Source organism: Sporosarcina sp. NCCP-2331, assembly GCF_023707945.1.
GTDB lineage: Bacteria > Bacillota > Bacilli > Bacillales_A > Planococcaceae > Sporosarcina > Sporosarcina cascadiensis.
Genome location: NZ_BRCD01000005.1, coordinates 1 through 16,145, shown reverse-complemented (window position 1 = coordinate 16,145; position 16,145 = coordinate 1). Strand labels below are relative to the sequence as shown.

The following is a 16,145-nucleotide window of genomic DNA, read 5'->3' as shown; positions in this document are numbered from 1 at the left end:
TATTTTCAAAAATAGGCATAAGTGATGTTAGCAGGAGGAATTATTTTGGATTTCAGAGTATTATTATTAGCGGTTTCTGCCATTACCGTCGGATTGGTGGAACTGGTAGTCGGCGGAATTTTGCCGGTTATTGCCGACGATTTACAGGTTTCAATTGCGACAGCGGGGCAATTGATTACGGTTTTTGCGCTGGTATATGCGGTGGCAGGACCTGTTCTTTTATCGCTGACAGCGAAATTTGAACGTAAGAAACTTTATTTACTTACGCTTTGCGTGTTTTTCATTGGGAACGTACTGACGTATTTCAGTCCTACTTTCAGTCTGATGATGGCTGCACGGATATTAACTGCTGCGAGTGCCGCACTGGTCATTGTGCTATCACTTACGATTACTGCGCGTATCGTGGAACCAAGAGTACGTGCGAAGGCGCTAGGCTATATTTATATGGGTATCAGTTCTTCATTGGTGCTCGGTGTGCCAATCGGTATTGTCATTACCAATGCTTTTGGCTGGCGGACAGTATTCTTATTAATATCGGTAATGACAGTGGGCTCCATCTTGTTGATTGCGAAGTTTCTTGAAACGATACCAACCGGTGAAGTACAGCCGCTTTCTGAGCAAATAAAAGCCCTGGCGAATAAAAAGATATTTTTCGCACACTTAGCGACAATGTTCATGCTCGCCGGACACTATACGGTCTATGCCTACTTCACGCCGTTCCTTGAAACAACGATGAACTTGAGTCCTTACTGGATCAGTATATTTTACTTCTTGTTTGGAATAGCTGCTGTTGCAGGCGGCGCGTTCGGCGGTGGGCTTGCTACCCGCCTTGGTTCTAAGAAAAGTATCCTAATTATCTTAGGAGCGTTCGCCGTCAGTTTGTTCGCGCTTCCCTACTCGACATTTTCAATTCCGCTCTTTATTGTCTTCATGATGATCTGGGGCGGACTCAGCTGGGCGCTTGCACCAGCACAGCAGGATTATATTATTCAAAGTGACCCGGTATCTTCTGATATTCACCAAAGCTTCAACAACTCTGCCCTGCAAGTCGGAATCGCCATCGGTTCAGGGGTTGGCGGGTTGGCGTTCAGCCAGACAGGAAGTGTGACGATCATGCCGGCGGTAGGCGGAAGTATCGTTATTATTGCGTTCATCTGTGCGGCTATTTCCCTTTCGATGTCCGCAGCGAGAAAAATTCATAATCAGGAACAAACTGACTTATAATTTGATACAATGAAGTCGGCTCTATCCTATAGAGCCGGCTTTTTATACTATGGTATTAGCAAGAAATGAGTGGTTTTCCATGACTGGAGCTATTGTAAATTTTATCGTGTTCATTCCTTTCGTAGTTTTCGCTTACTATCTCTCACAGGGTAAAGGTGCCTTTCTATTGTCAGGCTATAACACCATGTCTGCTGAAAAGAAAGCGAAAATCGATGAAATGGCTTTATGCAGATTCATGTCAAAAATTATGTATGGTTTGAGTTTCTGTATCGGATTATTTGCGGTCAGTGAATTACTGAATCAGCCAATTTTATTTATCGTTGGATTGGTTTCATTCATTCTGCTGGTGATTTTTGCGGTGGTCTATTCAAATACGGGAAATCGTTTCATCAAATAAGTGAGGTGTTTTAATTTGGTCAGAAGACGTGGATTATATGAAGTTAACATTATCGGTAAACAACTGTGCTGCACGCTATGCGGCGGTGTAACTTTTCGGCACCGTGAAGTGTACTTAGAACTGGACAGCATTTCAGAAGATATTCCTGATCCGTTGACACTGCAATCGCTGACCTGTGAACACTGCAGTACGACACAGCTCGTGCAGCAACAAGTGAACAGTGACAGAGCGAACATTGAGTATATCGAGGTGGGACCGTAATGGTAGAAGACTTAAGCTGCAAAAAAAAGCAAGATCACTATATTAGGCCGGCCTCTTATCTGCAGGTTTTGTATGCATAATGTTTTTATACCATACAGCACGTACGTCAATGTCGAAGATCCCGGGATTAAAGTTTATTACTTGAATTACTCTGCGGTGTGCATGCAATGTGGCTGTGTGACACAGTTTGGGGATCCAAGCGGACCGAGCATAGATGGAACAGATTATATATGGGCATTGGAACAAGCAGTCCTGCTTTCTTCTGAAGAGTAAAATACTTTCAGGATTCAACTTATATCGAGTCGGTTTATTAAGGCCGGCATAGGGAGATTTATTGTAAAATCAACAAATAACCATACTCTGCCGGTTCTTCTTGTTTTGAAAAATCATTACTTGCAGTTGTCGCCTATGAGCCGAATCATTTCGAGAACATTCTTAAGAAACTCGTTGATCTCACCCATATGCTCCTCTGTTAATTTAGGTTTGAAATCAATATCGATTGTGTTCAAATATACTCTTTTCTTTTGATCAAAATGAAAACTCAATGTCTGCAAGAAAAATATATCATCTTCCCATACCTTACCAAGAATCTGTTCAATCTCCCTGCATTCTGTCTCCACGTCCCTGACTTGATGACGCACACGCAATGTTAGAAGACAGCCAGGTTCTGTATCGCCGACTTCGAGGATTTCATTTGCCAGTTCTTGCGTAGATGCATGCAAGGCCAGCTCACAAGTAACGGCGTGGCAGCCTTTTAATGAAAATCGAATAGTAAACTTTCGAGACATGACAGCGAGATCCAGCTGATCGGAACGGTTATGAATATAGATCAAACGCTCCAGATTATCTAAGTCATAGATATGATTTTCAAACGCGACTTTTAGATTTTCAAAAACGGTCGGATCGTACATAATGCCACCTCCTATATTTTTTCTTCATGTGTATAATCAACCCTCATTCAGCCATCTTATATTCAAATCAGGAAAGGAAGATGGTTAGATGGCACAGATGGAATCACCAATTGCAAAACTAAGCGAAGAGGAACTTCACGCCCTAAATCGGTTGGAGAAGGAATTAAACGTGGCCCTCGTCGCCTATGAGAATACTTCTACAAGTTCGACATGACATGATTGAACGGAAGATGCTTTCTATTATGGAAGGCATCTTTTTTATTTTTTGAAAATTCTTCTTGCAGGTTACGCAACGTCACCTCATACACTAAAATTAACACCGTATGAGGAGGAAACACAATGTTAAAAACATCACCTTGGGGCAAAAAAGAATTGCTTCAACTTTTATTTCTTGTGTTAGTGCTCGTTCCGATCTTTATTGAATACCTTTTAATGAACTATCTAACCGATCTATTTCAAAACGATTTATACTCTGGTACATTGATCGGTTTCATAATGTCTATTATTTTCATGACAGGGCTTTATGTACTGGCATTGCGTCCAAAGCGACTCGGATGGACAGAAGTCGGATTAAATCGTTTTTCACGTTCCTATTGGGGACCGATTGTTGGGTGGACCATTCTTTTACTTATTGCCAGTGTCCTATTGGTTATCTTAATGTCATTTTTCGGCATCGGCGTGGAAAACAGTAAAACGGAGAGCGTTCAAACCCATCTTTCGCCGCTTGCATTCCTTATAGCATTCGTTTCGGCTTGCATCATTTCACCCGTTTACGAGGAAATCTTTTATCGCGGCTTCCTGTATCGCTGGTTTAGAGGTCGGTACGGTATTGCACTTGGGATGGCAGCAAGCTCTTTGATCTTTATGTTGGTCCATATCCCCAATTATAATGTACTGCCTGCTACATTCGTTTCAGGCCTCGTCTTTTCTTGGACTTATGAAAAAACTGGTTCCGTTGTTCCGGGCATGATCATTCACGGTACCTTTAATGCAATCGCACTGTTTCTGACAGCTTTTGCTTAATCAAACTTGCTGGACTGCCAATGCTTGCTCAATGAATGAAATAATTTCTTCACGAATCGGATACAGTCGAAGGTCAGCAGAAGCCCTTTCGGATTTTCTTACTTCCCAAAACTTTTCCATAAGCTCTTGATCCCCATGAAATGTCTCTTCGGAAAGAATATTTAGATCATCCACAATAATTTGCGCTTCTTCGGATTCCGGGGAAGCTCCTTTTTCCATACATAGCTCGATTCGTTTGATCAGATTCATCCACTTTTTTGTTGAGGTATCTTGATTTTCCAAAGAAGGAAGCTTAGTTTCTAATAGTTGCTGCTCTTCATCTGTAAAATAAAATGCCCAGTTCTTTTCCTCTTTGTAATCTACCACCAATCTTAATACATCTTGCCAGTTTATTTTCCCTTCCAGCTCGAGCGCATGGATGAGCGAGGTAGTATGCCGAATGGATTCATTTAACGTTTCCACTTTTTCAGTTAAAGAGGCTCTATGTGCGGACAAGATCGTCGCCATCGATTGTTCCTGGATGACTTTTTTGCTGTCTTCCAGAGACAAGGACAAGTCTTTCAACAGCAAGATCTTCTCTAACATGAAAATATCATCTTCTGAATATAAACGCTTCCCGCCATTCCCTCTTTCGGTTGGTTGAACCAAACCAATCTGATCATAGTAACGCAATGTTCGGACAGATACGTCCAGACGTTTCGCTAGTTCTCCAGTAGATAAATAGGTCAATCGAACTTCCCCCTATAGTTTTTCAGTTTACCTATTCAGTAGCGTATCATTTCAGTGACTAATTGTATATTCAGAGTTTTACATATTAGTCGCCTGGATAGAAATTGCATGTCAACTAAGCATCCGTTTGGTACACTAGACTATGTCGCAATTTTATAAAGGAAGTGTTTGTATGGTCGGACGAAATGATCCATGCCCATGTGGCAGCGGTAAAAAATACAAGAAATGCTGCGAATCAAAGCAAGCAGTTTCTATTGAAGATGTTCAAACTGAAGAAATGGAACGACTGCTTCAGACATTTTATGATATCTATCCGGAACGAAATGATATTCCCGTGTTCTCAGAATTTGCAGAGACCTGGAAATCTTCTTTAGGCTCTTATTTACCTGAAGAAATGATTGAAGCGATTGCGCTGGATGAGTTTTTCTTTCACGAACGTCCAGATATATGGACAAGTTATTTGAATAAGCAAAAGAAAAAACAAGCACGTCCTTCCATAATCGGACTGCTCGATCAATGGGCGCAACCCCGTGTCTTTATTGGGGAAGTGACTGCTGTCGGAGAAACGTACTTGACTGCCGTAAGCATTACAGGCGAAGAAACCATTGAATTGTGGAAGGAAAGCGAAAAACCGGTTCCCGCTGGCGTTCATTTCTATTGCTTCCTGCTGCCTGATGGAACAGAGGACAATCACTGCTTAGCTGTATCCAGTTTAATCTTCTTTCCCACCGATCATTCTCATACCATTAAACAGTTTGCAGGGATTATCGCTTCTGTGAAGGAACACACGATGGATTTCTGGAAAACTCTTGGAGAAAACGGCTATGCCGGAGATGAGTTCACTGAATTTGAATCTGGTGTCTTAGAAGCAGCATCGGCGTTCTTGGAAAAGCATGAGCGCCAGTCGGATAAACTGCTTGAACTCATTGAAGATTTTTTAGTGGAACAGCAGCCAAATGCACGTAAGGAAGTAGCGATTGCTGCAGGTGCCATTCGTTATGGACAGGACAATCAGTTATTCAAACCACTTGCGATGACACTGAAGGACATCGCAGAGCATTTTGATGTCTCTCCTTCCTCCATGAACAAATACGCAAAAGAGATGGATCAGTACGTTCTTCAACAAGACTAAAAGTTAGGAGCCAAAAAGATGGTTTTATCTACAAAAGATGCCTGGGAAGCCTATCTGGATGTAGACACTCACGGCAAGCAAGTATTATCCAGTATAGAATTCACTACGACTTATTTATGCAATATGCGTTGCGAACACTGTGCAGTCGGTTATATGCTGCAGCCAAAGGACCCAGACGCACTGCCCATCGAACTGCTGCTCAAAAGATTGGATGAAATCCCGCATTTACGGACGATCAGCTTAACTGGCGGTGAGCCGATGTTTTCAAAGAGATCTGTCGAGCAGTATGTTGTGCCTTTATTGAAATACGCACATTCACGTCAAATTAAAACACAGGTTAATTCAAACTTGACGATGCCTATTGATCGTTATCAAATGATTGCACCCTATTTGGACGTGCTGCATATTTCGCATAACTGGGGCACCGTGGATGACTTCATTGACGGCGGTTTTGCCAGAATGGAACGGCAGCCGACCCGCGAACGCCGGTCAGCTCAGTTTGCACGCATGATTGAAAACAGTAAAGCTTTATCAGAAATGGGCGTTATGGTATCAGCAGAAACAATGCTCAACCGGCGCACACTGCCGCATTTGAAAACTATCCATGAACAGATTGTCAATGAAATGAAGTGCGGCCGCCACGAAATTCATCCTATGTACCCAAGCGACTTTGCCTCTTCGCTTGACGTGCTGTCATTAGATGAAACCCGGCAGGCGATCCATGAACTGCTTTCCTACCGTTATGAAGATACATGGATGCTGTTCGGGACACTGCCATTTTACAACTGCAGTCAGGACCCGCGTGATCAAGAGCTATTTGCGAAGCTTAGAGCGGGCAAAAATGTGACGGTTCGAAATGATCCGGACGGCCGCTCAAGATTGAACGTCAACATTTTCACGGGAGATGTCATTGTCACTGATTTTGGTGATGTACCGCCGCTCGGTAATATACAAACGGATCAGCTGCCCGAATTGTATGACCGCTGGCAGCAGCACCCTCTCGCGAAAAGCGTGAGCTGTCACTGCCCCGCTGTCCGCTGTCTCGGACCGAACTTACTGGTGAAAGATGCATATTATCAAGATGTCGACTTCCGAAAACGGCAGCTCGTCCGATAACTAAAAAATGTACGGCTCCATTACCAGATGGATGCCGTACATTTTTATATTCCAAGAAAATATTTATTAAAACGCATATACATTAGTAGAGCTCTTGGATTTAGTTTATTCACCAAACCCCTGAAATTCGTCTTGAATGGCTTTTTTAAATTTATCAGACTGAATGGCTTTCTTCAGTGCCTTGGCGAAATCCTCATCCATATCAGTATCTTTCACTGCAATTATATATTCCAGCTCATTATTCAGCTGTTCTTCAGCCAGCGCGTCTTGCAGCTCCATTTCATTCGCCAGAATATAATTATCCGGAATAACTGCCGCATCTCCGCTCGCCAGTGATGCGATCAGCTGAGATGTAATAACAGGCTGTATTTTTATTTTTTTAGGATTGTCCACGATTTGCTGTTCGCTGACACTGTATGGAGATGCATCCGGATCCACCGTCAGCATGCCCAGCTGCTCAAGAAACCGCAATGCTCTTGCTGTGCCCAGTTCATCGTTCGGGATCGTGATCAGTGAACCGGTAGGAATATCATCAAGTGAAGTGATGGAATTGGAATATAATCCAAGGCCGACGCTCGGCACTTCTGTCAGCGCTGAAAGTTCCAAGTTATATTCTTCTTTGAACTGTTCCAAATAAATTGATTGCTGAAATAAATTCGCATCAATTTCTCCTTCCGCAAGCTTAGTATTCGGCTCAATTAAGTCGCTGTATTTGATGACTTCTGTTTTATAGCCCTGCTCTTTTAATGCCGGTACAAGCGCTTTATCTACTACTTGCGCATAAATCCCTTCTGTTGTACCAACTTTTATGGTTTGACCGTTTTGATTGCCGCTGCAGCCTGTCAGCAGAAGACCCGCAATTATCAGCAGTCCAAGTATTTTCATTTTCATAATGTTCCAATCGTCCCCTTTGCAAAAGCTACTAATTTCTATCTTATTCGCTGCGTTTTTCACTGTCAAACAGTATCTTCCGCAAAAAAAGATGTGCAGCTTTGTACACATCTTTTCATTCGTTATGTAATTTTACCAGATCGAAGGTTTTTGTACCATCAGCCAAAGCATGATCAGCAGTAAACCGATATAGATCCACGAGGTGCGCTGCAGTTTATCAAGAGTCGATTGTCTGTCGTTTCCGGATTCATGGAATTTCTTCAAGACTGATGAAAAACCGGTCGCCAGAAAGACAGCTGACAGCAGCATAACCGCTAACGTGAGAATCACCCATGAACTGTGCCACGGCCAAGGACCAAATAAAATGAGCAAGACGCCTGTCACCACCAGGGCATGTCCCGAGTGCATGACAAGCCGGATCACCACCCGAATGATAGCCAGATAGATGTCTTCCGCTTCTCTCTTAGCAGTACGCAGCCTGCGAATCAATGGCAGCAGCAGGAATAAGGGTCCTACTGAAATGACAGCCGATACTACGTGGGCAAAAACAACTGCTCCGTAATAGAGACTCATAAATTACATCATTTCTGAAGAGGGCTGTATTCGTGCACCCATACTTTCATTTGAGGGAGCCAAGGCATTTTTTCGTGGATAGAAAGCATGGCCTGCTTGTACTCTTCCACCGTACTGTGGCCTTCTGATTTAGCATCTTCGTCAGTCAGTTCGCCAAGCGTCTGTTGATACAGTTTTTCAATTTTATACTCTTTACCTTCAAGATCCATAGTTTCGCCGGGATATGCGTAGACACCATTTCGTCTCGTTGCCCATTTTTCTCCGTTCAGAACTTTTTGTACATCTTCCGGGATTGTAACCAATCGTTCAATCGAACATGTTTTTTCTGGATAGTTTGTCATACTGATACTCCTCTGTAATTTATAATTTATCACTACACTCAGTGTACAGCTTTTCTGCAATAATTTCGAGTTTTAAAATTAAAAACCCGCCACACGGAAGATTGGCGGGCGCAATAAATATTATTTCACTTCAATTACATGTTCTTCGTGCTCATGAAGCGCATCATCTTTAATGTGAATTATAACATTATATTTTCCTGCTTTAGGAAATTGATAGTTCGCTGTGTATTCTCCGGGTTTTGATTCCTCTGTTTCCACCCATTTGATTTCATTATCAGGATCAGCAATTTCATAGCGTACGTGCGTGTCTTCCAATGGTGCTCCTTCAAGGGCAACATGCGTCATCAATTCTGTATCCACTTCTGCCTTAGTATCTTCAGGCTGCATAAAGTGAATCGAAAGACCTTCAGTCTGTCCGTGTTCATGATGGTCGCTGTCGGAATCTTGATGATCACTTTCATCATCAAGATGTTCCTGTACTTCGCCGATCTGAATCTGCTTTTCAGGCATAATATGCATTTCACGTGCAGTCACGTGCACCTGAACAGTATACAATCCATCATCAGGAAACGTAGTGACAGCTGTGTACGTACCATCTTTCTCATTTGTCGCTTCCACATGGATACTGTTCTCTTTTTCTCCGTCCTTCCAAGTTTCATAGGACACTTCAGAAGCATCAGCGACTTTTTCATCACCCTGGGTTACAAGTGCAGACAGTTCAACAGAATCTCCAGCATTGGCCTGTTCAGGCACTATCAGTTCCACTTCCAGTATTTCTGGAAGTTCTGCATCTGTCGGCACATCTTCTTCCTGACTGCAGGCAGCAAGTGCACCGGTCAGCATGACACTCATTAATAAAATTCCGAAACGTTTCATGTTTTTCATTCTCCTTCAATTGTTTTAGCTGTTATGATTATATGATATGATTGAGAAATTTTAATGAAGTTTCCCCAATATCTTAAAACTTCATACAGAGTTCACAAGTTTTTTGGAAAATTACACTATCGATATATGGAATGAGGAGAAATACAATGAGTTACCACATATTAGTAATTGATGATGAGCCGCAGATGCGTGATCTGATTCGGATGATCCTGGAAGAGGCCGGTTATCTAGTGGAAGAGGCAGGTGATGGAATTCAAGCTTTGGCAGCCGTAAAACAGCATGATATCGATTTGTGTATCGTGGATGTCATGATGCCTTATATGGATGGTTTTACGTTTGCGGAAGAAGTGAAACGGCTATCTGAAATGCCGCTGATTTTCCTTTCTGCCAGAGGTGAAGAATGGGATAAGGTTCAGGGACTGAAATTGGGCGGAGATGATTATATCGTCAAGCCTTTCATGCCCGGTGAACTTGTAGCACGCATTGAAGCAGTGTTGCGGCGGACCTTCCGGCAAAATCCGGAACCGTTTGTTTTGCAGGCCGGCCCTTTAACAATCAATGAAGATTCTTATACAGCTCAGCTTGACAGCAGGCTGCTTAATTTAACTTTGAAAGAATTCAACTTATTGCTGTTACTGACAAAGAATAAAGGGCGGGCTTACTCCCGTGAGCAGCTGCTCGAATTAATTTGGGGAAACGACCATCAGAGCAGTGAACGGACCATCGATACCCATATTAAGACGCTTCGCCTGAAACTTGGCGACGCCGGAAAAATGATTGAAACGGTGTGGGGCATCGGCTATAAATTTGAGGATCCTCAATGAATAACTTGAATCTCAGCAAAAAGATGTTGCTGGTCTTTATAGGAAGCATCGCCTGCACAATCCTTTTCTCGTTTTTCTTCATTCATTATCTGTACACAGATCTTTATAAAGAACGTATTAAAGAATCCATTATTTATCAAGGTAACCGGACCGCTTCGCACTATCATTACGGCGAATTAAGCGACACCATCATTGAGAAAATCCAATGGTATAATATCGTCTCAGAATATGAAATCATCGTTGTCGATCGGCTGGATGATCTGACTTCATTCTTCCCTTATGAGCTGGATTACCAGTCACTGGTCAATGAAAGCGATGAAAAAACACTGGAAACAGGCCAGCCTGTTATGAAGGAGGGCTATGTTGAGGAATTGAACCGGGAAATCTTTGGCGGCATTTTTCCGATTAAAGGTGAAAACGGACTTATTGGATTCATTTATATTTATGTCCCGCTTGCCGCCATCCAAGATGTTTTTCGGGACAGCCTGCCGATTATGACGGTTGTCGGCGCCATTTTTTTCCTTCTGCTTTTCTTACTATTGAAGCGCGTCTGGAGTTCACTGTTCGAGCCTTTACAGACATTGCAGACATACTCTGAAAGCGTATCAAAAGGCGATTATTCCAACCGGCTGGAGACTGGACGAACGGATGAAATCGGTAAATTGTCAATGGCGTTTAATTCAATGAGCCGCTCATTAGAAGAGCAGGATCAGCGAAAAAAAGATTTCACATCGAATGTCGTACATGAACTGCGGACCCCCCTGACTTATATCAGCGGCTACGCACAGTTATCGAGAGATAAAATTGACCGGTCCCCTGAAGACGTTAAACAGTATCTATCGACGATTGAGAAGGAAACGGAACGACTGAAGAAACTCATCCACGATTTAGTCGAGCTGAATCATCTCGAGCAGGATTTATATACTCTCGAAAATGAACCGATTGCGATTGCACAGCTGCTGCTCGATACGCTGGAACTGTTTGAAATCCGAATGAAAGAAAAAAACATCCATTTACAGGCATCAATCGACGAAGAATTAATTCTGCAAGGTGATCCGAAACGTTTACAGCAAGTCTTCTATAATACGATTGACAATGCAGTCAAATACGCTCAGCAGGAAATCATCATTCGTTTAGCAGCAAGCGTGACAGGCGTGAAATATCAGATTACCAATGACGGTGTGACAATCGGTGATGAGGATGTAGCTCGCATCGGTGAACGCTTTTTCCGCACCGACAAAGCTCGCAGCCGCACAACCGGCGGATCAGGGCTGGGGCTGTCAATCGTCAAAGAAATTATCAGATTACATCAAGGGACATTGGACGTGTCGAATGAATCAACACATACTGCCGTCACGATTGAGCTGCCTCTTTCTGCTGGACTAGAGCAAAGGAGTGATGAATAAATGAAACGTCTCTTCTCTTTTCTATTGCTGACAATCCTAATTTTGACGGGCTGCAGTGAACCGCTTGAACGCGGAAAACAAGTTCGTCCCTTTACTTTCATAGATCAAGATGGCGCTCCATTTGGCACTGAACAGCTCAACGGCACGCCTTGGATTGCTGATTTCGCCTTCACTTCCTGTACAACGATTTGTCCGACATTGACGAGCGAAATGGCCAATCTTCAGAAACTGCTAAAAGAAGAAGGCTTAGACGTTGAATTCGTTTCCTTCTCGGTCGATTCAGAAGTGGATAACCCCGCGGTTTTGAAGAAGTACATTGCCAATTTCACTGATGATGAATCCAACTGGCATCTGCTGACCGGCTATTCCCAGCAAGAGCTGGAAGCCTTTGCGCGCGAAGAGTTCCAGACGTTCGTACTGAAGCATAAGGCTTCGACACAAGTGGTGCACGGCACTAATTTTTATTTGATGGATTCAGAAGGCTATATTATGAAAGAGTATAATTTCTCGAATGAAACGTACCGCGATGAATTGCTGAAGGATATGAAGCGGATAAAATGATCGGCAGCCGGCAACGAAAGACATGACGGCCGGCGCTGATTCCGCTATACTAGGAAGGGAAAGCAGGTGTACTTGTTGGATTCTCGTTATTGGAAAGTCGGTTTTTTTACAGGATTGATATCGTTCGTTCTGCTTATTTTGGGCGTACGGACTGTTCTCGGTCACGATTTGGTCGTCAACAACTATTTATCATTTGCGGTGTTTGGACTGATTGTCGGTATCGTCAGTTCCCTTTTACTATTTTATCAATTACATATTGCCTTCAAGATGTTTATGGTTGTACTGGTACTCGCATTCGCTGAAATGTTTCGAAGCTTCCTCATGATGGATAATGAATTTTCAGAAGCGATCGGTATCTTGTCCCTGTTCATCATTTCTTCATTTGGACTGGCGGTTTCTGTCATTGTCCAATTTCTTATCAAATTACTGAAGAAATAAGAAAAGCCGGCTGGAGATGATTATTCTCCGACCGGCTGTTTTTTTGCTGTTTTAATTTGTTTACTTCGCAGTTGACCGCATGCGGCATCAATATCTGTACCGTTTTCCAGACGAACACCGCAGTTAATGCCTTTACGTTTCAGTGCTTCGTAAAATGATTTAATAGCTTGCGGTTCGCTTCGCTGGTATTGACCGTGTTCGTCAACAGGATTATACGGAATCAAGTTGACGTACGCCAAATGCCGCTTATCCGCTAATAATCTGCCGAGTTCTTCTGCTTCTTTCACATGATCATTGACATCGCGCAGTAAAATATATTCAAACGTAATCCGGCGATTTGTCGTTTCCAAATAATAATTGATCGCGTCCATCAATTTCTCAATCGGGAATGCTTTGTTAATTTTCATGATCTTTGAACGCAGCTCATTATTTGGCGCATGCAATGAAACAGCTAAGTTGATCTGGATATTCTCTTCTGCGAATTCTTTGATCTTTTCTGTCAGGCCGCTCGTGGATACAGTGATGTGACGCGCTCCGATTGACAGACCTTTTTGATCGTTGACGATGTGAAGAAAGTTCATGAGATTTTTATAGTTGTCGAATGGTTCGCCAATTCCCATAACGACGATATGGCTGACACGCTCGTCTTCCCCTTTTCCATCGAGATGTTCCTGCACTTTCATGATCTGGCCGACGATCTCGCCTGCATCCAAGTCACGATTTTTACGCAGCAGACCGCTTGCGCAGAAACTGCAGCCGATATTACAGCCGACCTGCGTCGTCACACAGACAGAATAGCCGTAAGGGAATTTCATCAAAACAGTTTCAATTAAGTTGCCATCTGTCATTTTGAAGAGAAACTTCACTGTGCCGTCCTGTGACACTTGCTTGACGTTCTGCTCAAGCGTTTGGATGGTGAAATGTTCGTCCAGCAGGTCACGTGTCTCTTTACTGATGTTTTTCATTTCATCAAATGACAGCACACGCTTTTTATACAGCCAGTCCCACACTTGCGCAGCTCGGAACTTCTGCTGCTTGTTTTCTATAAAGAAGTTTGTCAATTCTTCGATTGTCAAACCGTATATGGATTTTTTCATTTAGATTCCAGCCTCATTTCAAAAATTGCAATCCCGTTATTATACTACAGGATTGCCGAAAAAGGAACAACCGATTCGTTTTATCTTAATTCAGACTCAGTCCCGAGGTGTTGTGATGGAATGTTTCTCACGAAGTTCTTTGTCGGTTTTAAGCTTTATAAAGAACGCCAGCAGGTTCAGCGCAGCCAATACGATGAAGAAGATTCCCATTCCCGTAGAGCCTGCAGCAATCCGATCATAGGCAAAGTAAACCATGACAAGCCCGATGACGAGATCGATTATTTTTGATTTAAACATTGCAGTTCCCCCTTATTTACCTTTAAGTATAGCAGAAAAACGCACCAGCGGCCGATGTTTAATCCGGCACTGGTGCGTGATTTTTTTATTTTATACATTTGTTGCAGCTAAATTATGTTTCACGATAAATTCGCCGAGCACTGTCTCGAGGTTCGGACTTCCCACTTCTTCCAGGTCATAATAAACACGCGTGCAAGGCTTATCAATGTTGATCACACGTGACAGATCCATCGGTGTTCCGATAATAACGGCGTCGCAGTCAGTTGCATTGATCGTTGCTTCCAAATCTTTCAGCTGCTGCTCGCCATAGCCCATTGCCGGCAAAATACTGTCAATATGTGTGTATTTTTCGAATGTCGTGATCAGACTGCCGACTGCAAACGGACGCGGATCAACAATTTCGGATGCACCCAAACGCTGTGCTGCAATTACGCCTGCACCCAATTTCATCTCGCCGTGTGTCAGCGTCGGGCCGTCTTCTACGATCAGAACACGTTTACCTTTAATAATTTCCGGATTATCCACTGTGATCTTAGACTCCGCTTTAATAATTGTACTGTTCGGAGCTGCAAATTTAATATTTTTTTCAACTGTTTGAACAGCTTCTTCAGGTGCGCTGTCAATTTTATTGATGATGGATACATCTGTAGTACGCAAGCATACTTCTCCCGGGTAATATTTCAATTCATGCCCCGGACGGTGCGGGTCAAGAACGGTAATCGCCAAATCCGGCTCATAGAATGAAAAGTCGTTGTTTCCGCCATCCCATAGAATTACGTCACAGCCGTCTGGATCATTTTCCGCAGCATTCAAGATATCCTGGTAATCCACACCTGCATAAATGATATTTCCACGGTCCACATGTGGCTCGTATTCTTCCATTTCTTCAATTGTACAGTTGTGCTTTTCAAAATCTGCAACTGTTGCATAACGCTGGACACGCTGTGCAGCCAGATCGCCGTAAGGCATAGGGTGACGGATTGCCACTACTTTCAAGTCATGCTCTAAAAGAGTCTCGATAACTTTTCGTGATGTCTGGCTTTTCCCTGTTCCTGTTCTGACAGCACAAACCGAAATGACCGGCTTATTACTTTTAATCATCGTTGCCTTTGAGCCGAGCAATGTGAAATTAGCACCTGCCGCGTTCACAATTGCACCGATTCCCATTACTTTCTCGTAGCTGAGATCACTATAAGAGAAGACACATTCATCAGCATTCAGTTCTTTAATCAGTTCAGGTAATTGATCCTGTGAATAAATTGGAATGCCTTCCGGATACAGGTCACCGGCTAATTCTGCCGGGTATTTACGTCCGTCAATATCAGGAATCTGTGTCGCTGTGAATGCGACTACATTATATTCCTCCTTATTACGGTAGTATGTATTAAAGTTATGGAAATCTCTTCCTGCTGCGCCAATAATAATTATATTTTTAGTTTTCATAAATGATTCTCTCCAATCGTTCTTTGTTTTTATTATTATAAGTCATTATGTATAATAATACAATAGGCAACGTGAAGAAAATACATTTTTCCGTATACATATACATTTATACAGCCTGCTTTACACACTTGAAATGCTGTTTACTCAACGTTCACTGTTTTTTTATATATAATGCATAAATAAATAACCATCCAATAATGAATGGTTATTTATTTAGTTTATTCATTTAAGCTGTTCATCAAACTTGCGCCTGGCAGTCTATTTCATGAGAAGTTTGGGATTTGGCTTTGATTATGCAGTATAGTTTGAGTTTTAGGATGCCGTTTCCCTGCGTTCCAGGCGGACGCGTTCCGGAGGGCCCTCGGTGAGCCAAGCGAACAGCGAAGGGTTCGCTTTGCCGTATTTTTGCGCTCTTTGCAAAAAATAAGGCAATACAGAGTTTCTTCTACAAGCTATTGTCGCTTCGCTCCCTTTAGTTGTCTCATCCTATCGGGCTGATCCTCCCGGAGTGGTTTTGCCGCGGGCTCACACGAAGTGAGTCATGCAGCCGTTGCCGCAGGACGCGGCGAACTTAGGCTGCCTTCCACTCCGGTACA

Annotated in this window: 20 protein-coding genes; 11 read left to right on the top strand and 9 right to left on the bottom strand. The window is 42.9% G+C overall.

The window, feature by feature from the left end; translation table 11 throughout:
* Positions 1 to 45 precede the first annotated feature (45 nt).
* The 4 genes from NCCP2331_RS04195 to NCCP2331_RS04180 all read left to right on the top strand — a co-directional run bounded on the left by NCCP2331_RS04195 (position 46) and on the right by NCCP2331_RS04180 (position 2,155).
* Positions 46 to 1,224, top strand: a complete 1,179-nt coding sequence (locus tag NCCP2331_RS04195) for an MFS transporter (protein WP_251668748.1) — start codon at positions 46 to 48, stop codon at positions 1,222 to 1,224.
* 79 nt (positions 1,225 to 1,303) lie between these two features.
* On the top strand, positions 1,304 to 1,621 hold the full coding sequence (locus tag NCCP2331_RS04190; protein ID WP_251668746.1) for a DUF3784 domain-containing protein: 318 nt from the start codon (positions 1,304 to 1,306) through the stop codon (positions 1,619 to 1,621).
* A gap of 15 nt (positions 1,622 to 1,636) precedes the next feature.
* Positions 1,637 to 1,882, top strand: a complete 246-nt coding sequence (locus NCCP2331_RS04185) for a hypothetical protein (RefSeq protein WP_153721886.1) — start codon at positions 1,637 to 1,639, stop codon at positions 1,880 to 1,882.
* Positions 1,883 to 1,954: 72 nt separating this feature from the next.
* Complete coding sequence (locus NCCP2331_RS04180) at positions 1,955 to 2,155, top strand: hypothetical protein (RefSeq protein WP_153721885.1); 201 nt, start codon at positions 1,955 to 1,957, stop codon at positions 2,153 to 2,155.
* A gap of 116 nt (positions 2,156 to 2,271) precedes the next feature.
* On the opposite strand, the gene NCCP2331_RS04175 is transcribed toward NCCP2331_RS04180, so the two are convergent.
* Positions 2,272 to 2,793, bottom strand: a complete 522-nt coding sequence (locus tag NCCP2331_RS04175; RefSeq protein WP_251668744.1) for a hypothetical protein — start codon at positions 2,791 to 2,793, stop codon at positions 2,272 to 2,274.
* Positions 2,794 to 3,132: 339 nt separating this feature from the next.
* Between NCCP2331_RS04175 and NCCP2331_RS04170 the strand changes: the two genes are divergently transcribed.
* The gene (locus tag NCCP2331_RS04170) at positions 3,133 to 3,816 is read left to right on the top strand and encodes a CPBP family intramembrane glutamic endopeptidase (RefSeq protein WP_153721883.1); all 684 of its coding nucleotides are present in this window, start codon (positions 3,133 to 3,135) and stop codon (positions 3,814 to 3,816) included.
* On the opposite strand, the gene NCCP2331_RS04165 is transcribed toward NCCP2331_RS04170, so the two are convergent.
* Positions 3,817 to 4,545: a MerR family transcriptional regulator gene (locus NCCP2331_RS04165; protein ID WP_251668742.1), complete on the bottom strand. Its 729-nt coding sequence runs from the start codon at positions 4,543 to 4,545 to the stop codon at positions 3,817 to 3,819.
* Positions 4,546 to 4,717: 172 nt separating this feature from the next.
* Between NCCP2331_RS04165 and NCCP2331_RS04160 the strand changes: the two genes are divergently transcribed.
* Together NCCP2331_RS04160 and yfkAB are read left to right on the top strand one after the other, a co-directional pair.
* Positions 4,718 to 5,677 carry a YecA family protein gene (locus tag NCCP2331_RS04160; RefSeq protein ID WP_251668740.1) on the top strand — a complete coding sequence of 320 codons (960 nt, stop codon included), beginning with the start codon at positions 4,718 to 4,720 and terminating at the stop codon, positions 5,675 to 5,677.
* A gap of 18 nt (positions 5,678 to 5,695) precedes the next feature.
* Positions 5,696 to 6,793 carry a radical SAM/CxCxxxxC motif protein YfkAB gene (gene yfkAB / locus NCCP2331_RS04155; RefSeq protein ID WP_251668738.1) on the top strand — a complete coding sequence of 366 codons (1,098 nt, stop codon included), beginning with the start codon at positions 5,696 to 5,698 and terminating at the stop codon, positions 6,791 to 6,793.
* A 105-nt stretch (positions 6,794 to 6,898) separates the two neighbouring features.
* Here the strand turns inward: yfkAB and NCCP2331_RS04150 are convergent, their stop codons facing one another.
* The 4 genes from NCCP2331_RS04150 to NCCP2331_RS04135 all read right to left on the bottom strand — a co-directional run bounded on the left by NCCP2331_RS04150 (position 6,899) and on the right by NCCP2331_RS04135 (position 9,474).
* Complete coding sequence (locus NCCP2331_RS04150; protein WP_251668736.1) at positions 6,899 to 7,684, bottom strand: MetQ/NlpA family ABC transporter substrate-binding protein; 786 nt, start codon at positions 7,682 to 7,684, stop codon at positions 6,899 to 6,901.
* Positions 7,685 to 7,816: 132 nt separating this feature from the next.
* Positions 7,817 to 8,257, bottom strand: a complete 441-nt coding sequence (locus NCCP2331_RS04145; RefSeq protein ID WP_153721878.1) for a DUF2269 family protein — start codon at positions 8,255 to 8,257, stop codon at positions 7,817 to 7,819.
* Positions 8,258 to 8,265: 8 nt separating this feature from the next.
* Positions 8,266 to 8,598: an ASCH domain-containing protein gene (locus NCCP2331_RS04140; RefSeq protein WP_251668734.1), complete on the bottom strand. Its 333-nt coding sequence runs from the start codon at positions 8,596 to 8,598 to the stop codon at positions 8,266 to 8,268.
* Positions 8,599 to 8,718: 120 nt separating this feature from the next.
* Positions 8,719 to 9,474: a FixH family protein gene (locus NCCP2331_RS04135; protein ID WP_251668732.1), complete on the bottom strand. Its 756-nt coding sequence runs from the start codon at positions 9,472 to 9,474 to the stop codon at positions 8,719 to 8,721.
* 155 nt (positions 9,475 to 9,629) lie between these two features.
* Here NCCP2331_RS04135 and NCCP2331_RS04130 point away from each other — a divergent pair, with 155 nt between their 5' ends.
* The 4 genes from NCCP2331_RS04130 (at position 9,630) to NCCP2331_RS04115 (ending at position 12,712) form a co-directional block, all read left to right on the top strand.
* On the top strand, positions 9,630 to 10,307 hold the full coding sequence (locus NCCP2331_RS04130; protein ID WP_251668730.1) for a response regulator transcription factor: 678 nt from the start codon (positions 9,630 to 9,632) through the stop codon (positions 10,305 to 10,307).
* Positions 10,304 to 11,713, top strand: a complete 1,410-nt coding sequence (locus NCCP2331_RS04125) for a sensor histidine kinase (protein ID WP_251668728.1) — start codon at positions 10,304 to 10,306, stop codon at positions 11,711 to 11,713. Before NCCP2331_RS04130 ends, NCCP2331_RS04125 begins: the two co-directional genes overlap by 4 nt.
* On the top strand, positions 11,714 to 12,274 hold the full coding sequence (locus NCCP2331_RS04120; RefSeq protein WP_153721873.1) for an SCO family protein: 561 nt from the start codon (positions 11,714 to 11,716) through the stop codon (positions 12,272 to 12,274).
* 75 nt (positions 12,275 to 12,349) lie between these two features.
* Entirely contained in the window at positions 12,350 to 12,712 is a 363-nt protein-coding gene (locus NCCP2331_RS04115; protein ID WP_153721872.1) for a hypothetical protein, read from the top strand.
* A 20-nt stretch (positions 12,713 to 12,732) separates the two neighbouring features.
* On the opposite strand, the gene rlmN is transcribed toward NCCP2331_RS04115, so the two are convergent.
* The 3 genes from rlmN to NCCP2331_RS04100 all read right to left on the bottom strand — a co-directional run bounded on the left by rlmN (position 12,733) and on the right by NCCP2331_RS04100 (position 15,549).
* Positions 12,733 to 13,809 (bottom strand): dual-specificity RNA methyltransferase RlmN, encoded by a 1,077-nt coding sequence (gene rlmN, locus NCCP2331_RS04110; RefSeq protein ID WP_251668726.1) that lies wholly within the window; start codon positions 13,807 to 13,809, stop codon positions 12,733 to 12,735.
* 96 nt (positions 13,810 to 13,905) lie between these two features.
* Entirely contained in the window at positions 13,906 to 14,106 is a 201-nt protein-coding gene (locus NCCP2331_RS04105; protein WP_251668720.1) for a hypothetical protein, read from the bottom strand.
* A 90-nt stretch (positions 14,107 to 14,196) separates the two neighbouring features.
* Positions 14,197 to 15,549, bottom strand: a complete 1,353-nt coding sequence (locus NCCP2331_RS04100; protein ID WP_251668718.1) for a cyclic 2,3-diphosphoglycerate synthase — start codon at positions 15,547 to 15,549, stop codon at positions 14,197 to 14,199.
* Positions 15,550 to 16,145 lie beyond the last annotated feature (596 nt).

Coding starts and splice junctions, on each gene's coding strand:
- NCCP2331_RS04190 (WP_251668746.1), top strand. CDS start 1,304: ATGACTGGAGCTATTGTAAATTTTATCGTGTTCATTCCTTTCGTAGTT.
- NCCP2331_RS04180 (WP_153721885.1), top strand. CDS start 1,955: ATGCATAATGTTTTTATACCATACAGCACGTACGTCAATGTCGAAGAT.
- NCCP2331_RS04175 (WP_251668744.1), bottom strand. CDS start 2,793: ATGTACGATCCGACCGTTTTTGAAAATCTAAAAGTCGCGTTTGAAAAT.
- NCCP2331_RS04170 (WP_153721883.1), top strand. CDS start 3,133: ATGTTAAAAACATCACCTTGGGGCAAAAAAGAATTGCTTCAACTTTTA.
- NCCP2331_RS04160 (WP_251668740.1), top strand. CDS start 4,718: ATGGTCGGACGAAATGATCCATGCCCATGTGGCAGCGGTAAAAAATAC.
- yfkAB (WP_251668738.1), top strand. CDS start 5,696: ATGGTTTTATCTACAAAAGATGCCTGGGAAGCCTATCTGGATGTAGAC.
- NCCP2331_RS04150 (WP_251668736.1), bottom strand. CDS start 7,684: ATGAAAATGAAAATACTTGGACTGCTGATAATTGCGGGTCTTCTGCTG.
- NCCP2331_RS04145 (WP_153721878.1), bottom strand. CDS start 8,257: ATGAGTCTCTATTACGGAGCAGTTGTTTTTGCCCACGTAGTATCGGCT.
- NCCP2331_RS04140 (WP_251668734.1), bottom strand. CDS start 8,598: ATGACAAACTATCCAGAAAAAACATGTTCGATTGAACGATTGGTTACA.
- NCCP2331_RS04135 (WP_251668732.1), bottom strand. CDS start 9,474: ATGAAACGTTTCGGAATTTTATTAATGAGTGTCATGCTGACCGGTGCA.
- NCCP2331_RS04130 (WP_251668730.1), top strand. CDS start 9,630: ATGAGTTACCACATATTAGTAATTGATGATGAGCCGCAGATGCGTGAT.
- NCCP2331_RS04125 (WP_251668728.1), top strand. CDS start 10,304: ATGAATAACTTGAATCTCAGCAAAAAGATGTTGCTGGTCTTTATAGGA.
- NCCP2331_RS04120 (WP_153721873.1), top strand. CDS start 11,714: ATGAAACGTCTCTTCTCTTTTCTATTGCTGACAATCCTAATTTTGACG.
- rlmN (WP_251668726.1), bottom strand. CDS start 13,809: ATGAAAAAATCCATATACGGTTTGACAATCGAAGAATTGACAAACTTC.
- NCCP2331_RS04105 (WP_251668720.1), bottom strand. CDS start 14,106: ATGTTTAAATCAAAAATAATCGATCTCGTCATCGGGCTTGTCATGGTT.
- NCCP2331_RS04100 (WP_251668718.1), bottom strand. CDS start 15,549: ATGAAAACTAAAAATATAATTATTATTGGCGCAGCAGGAAGAGATTTC.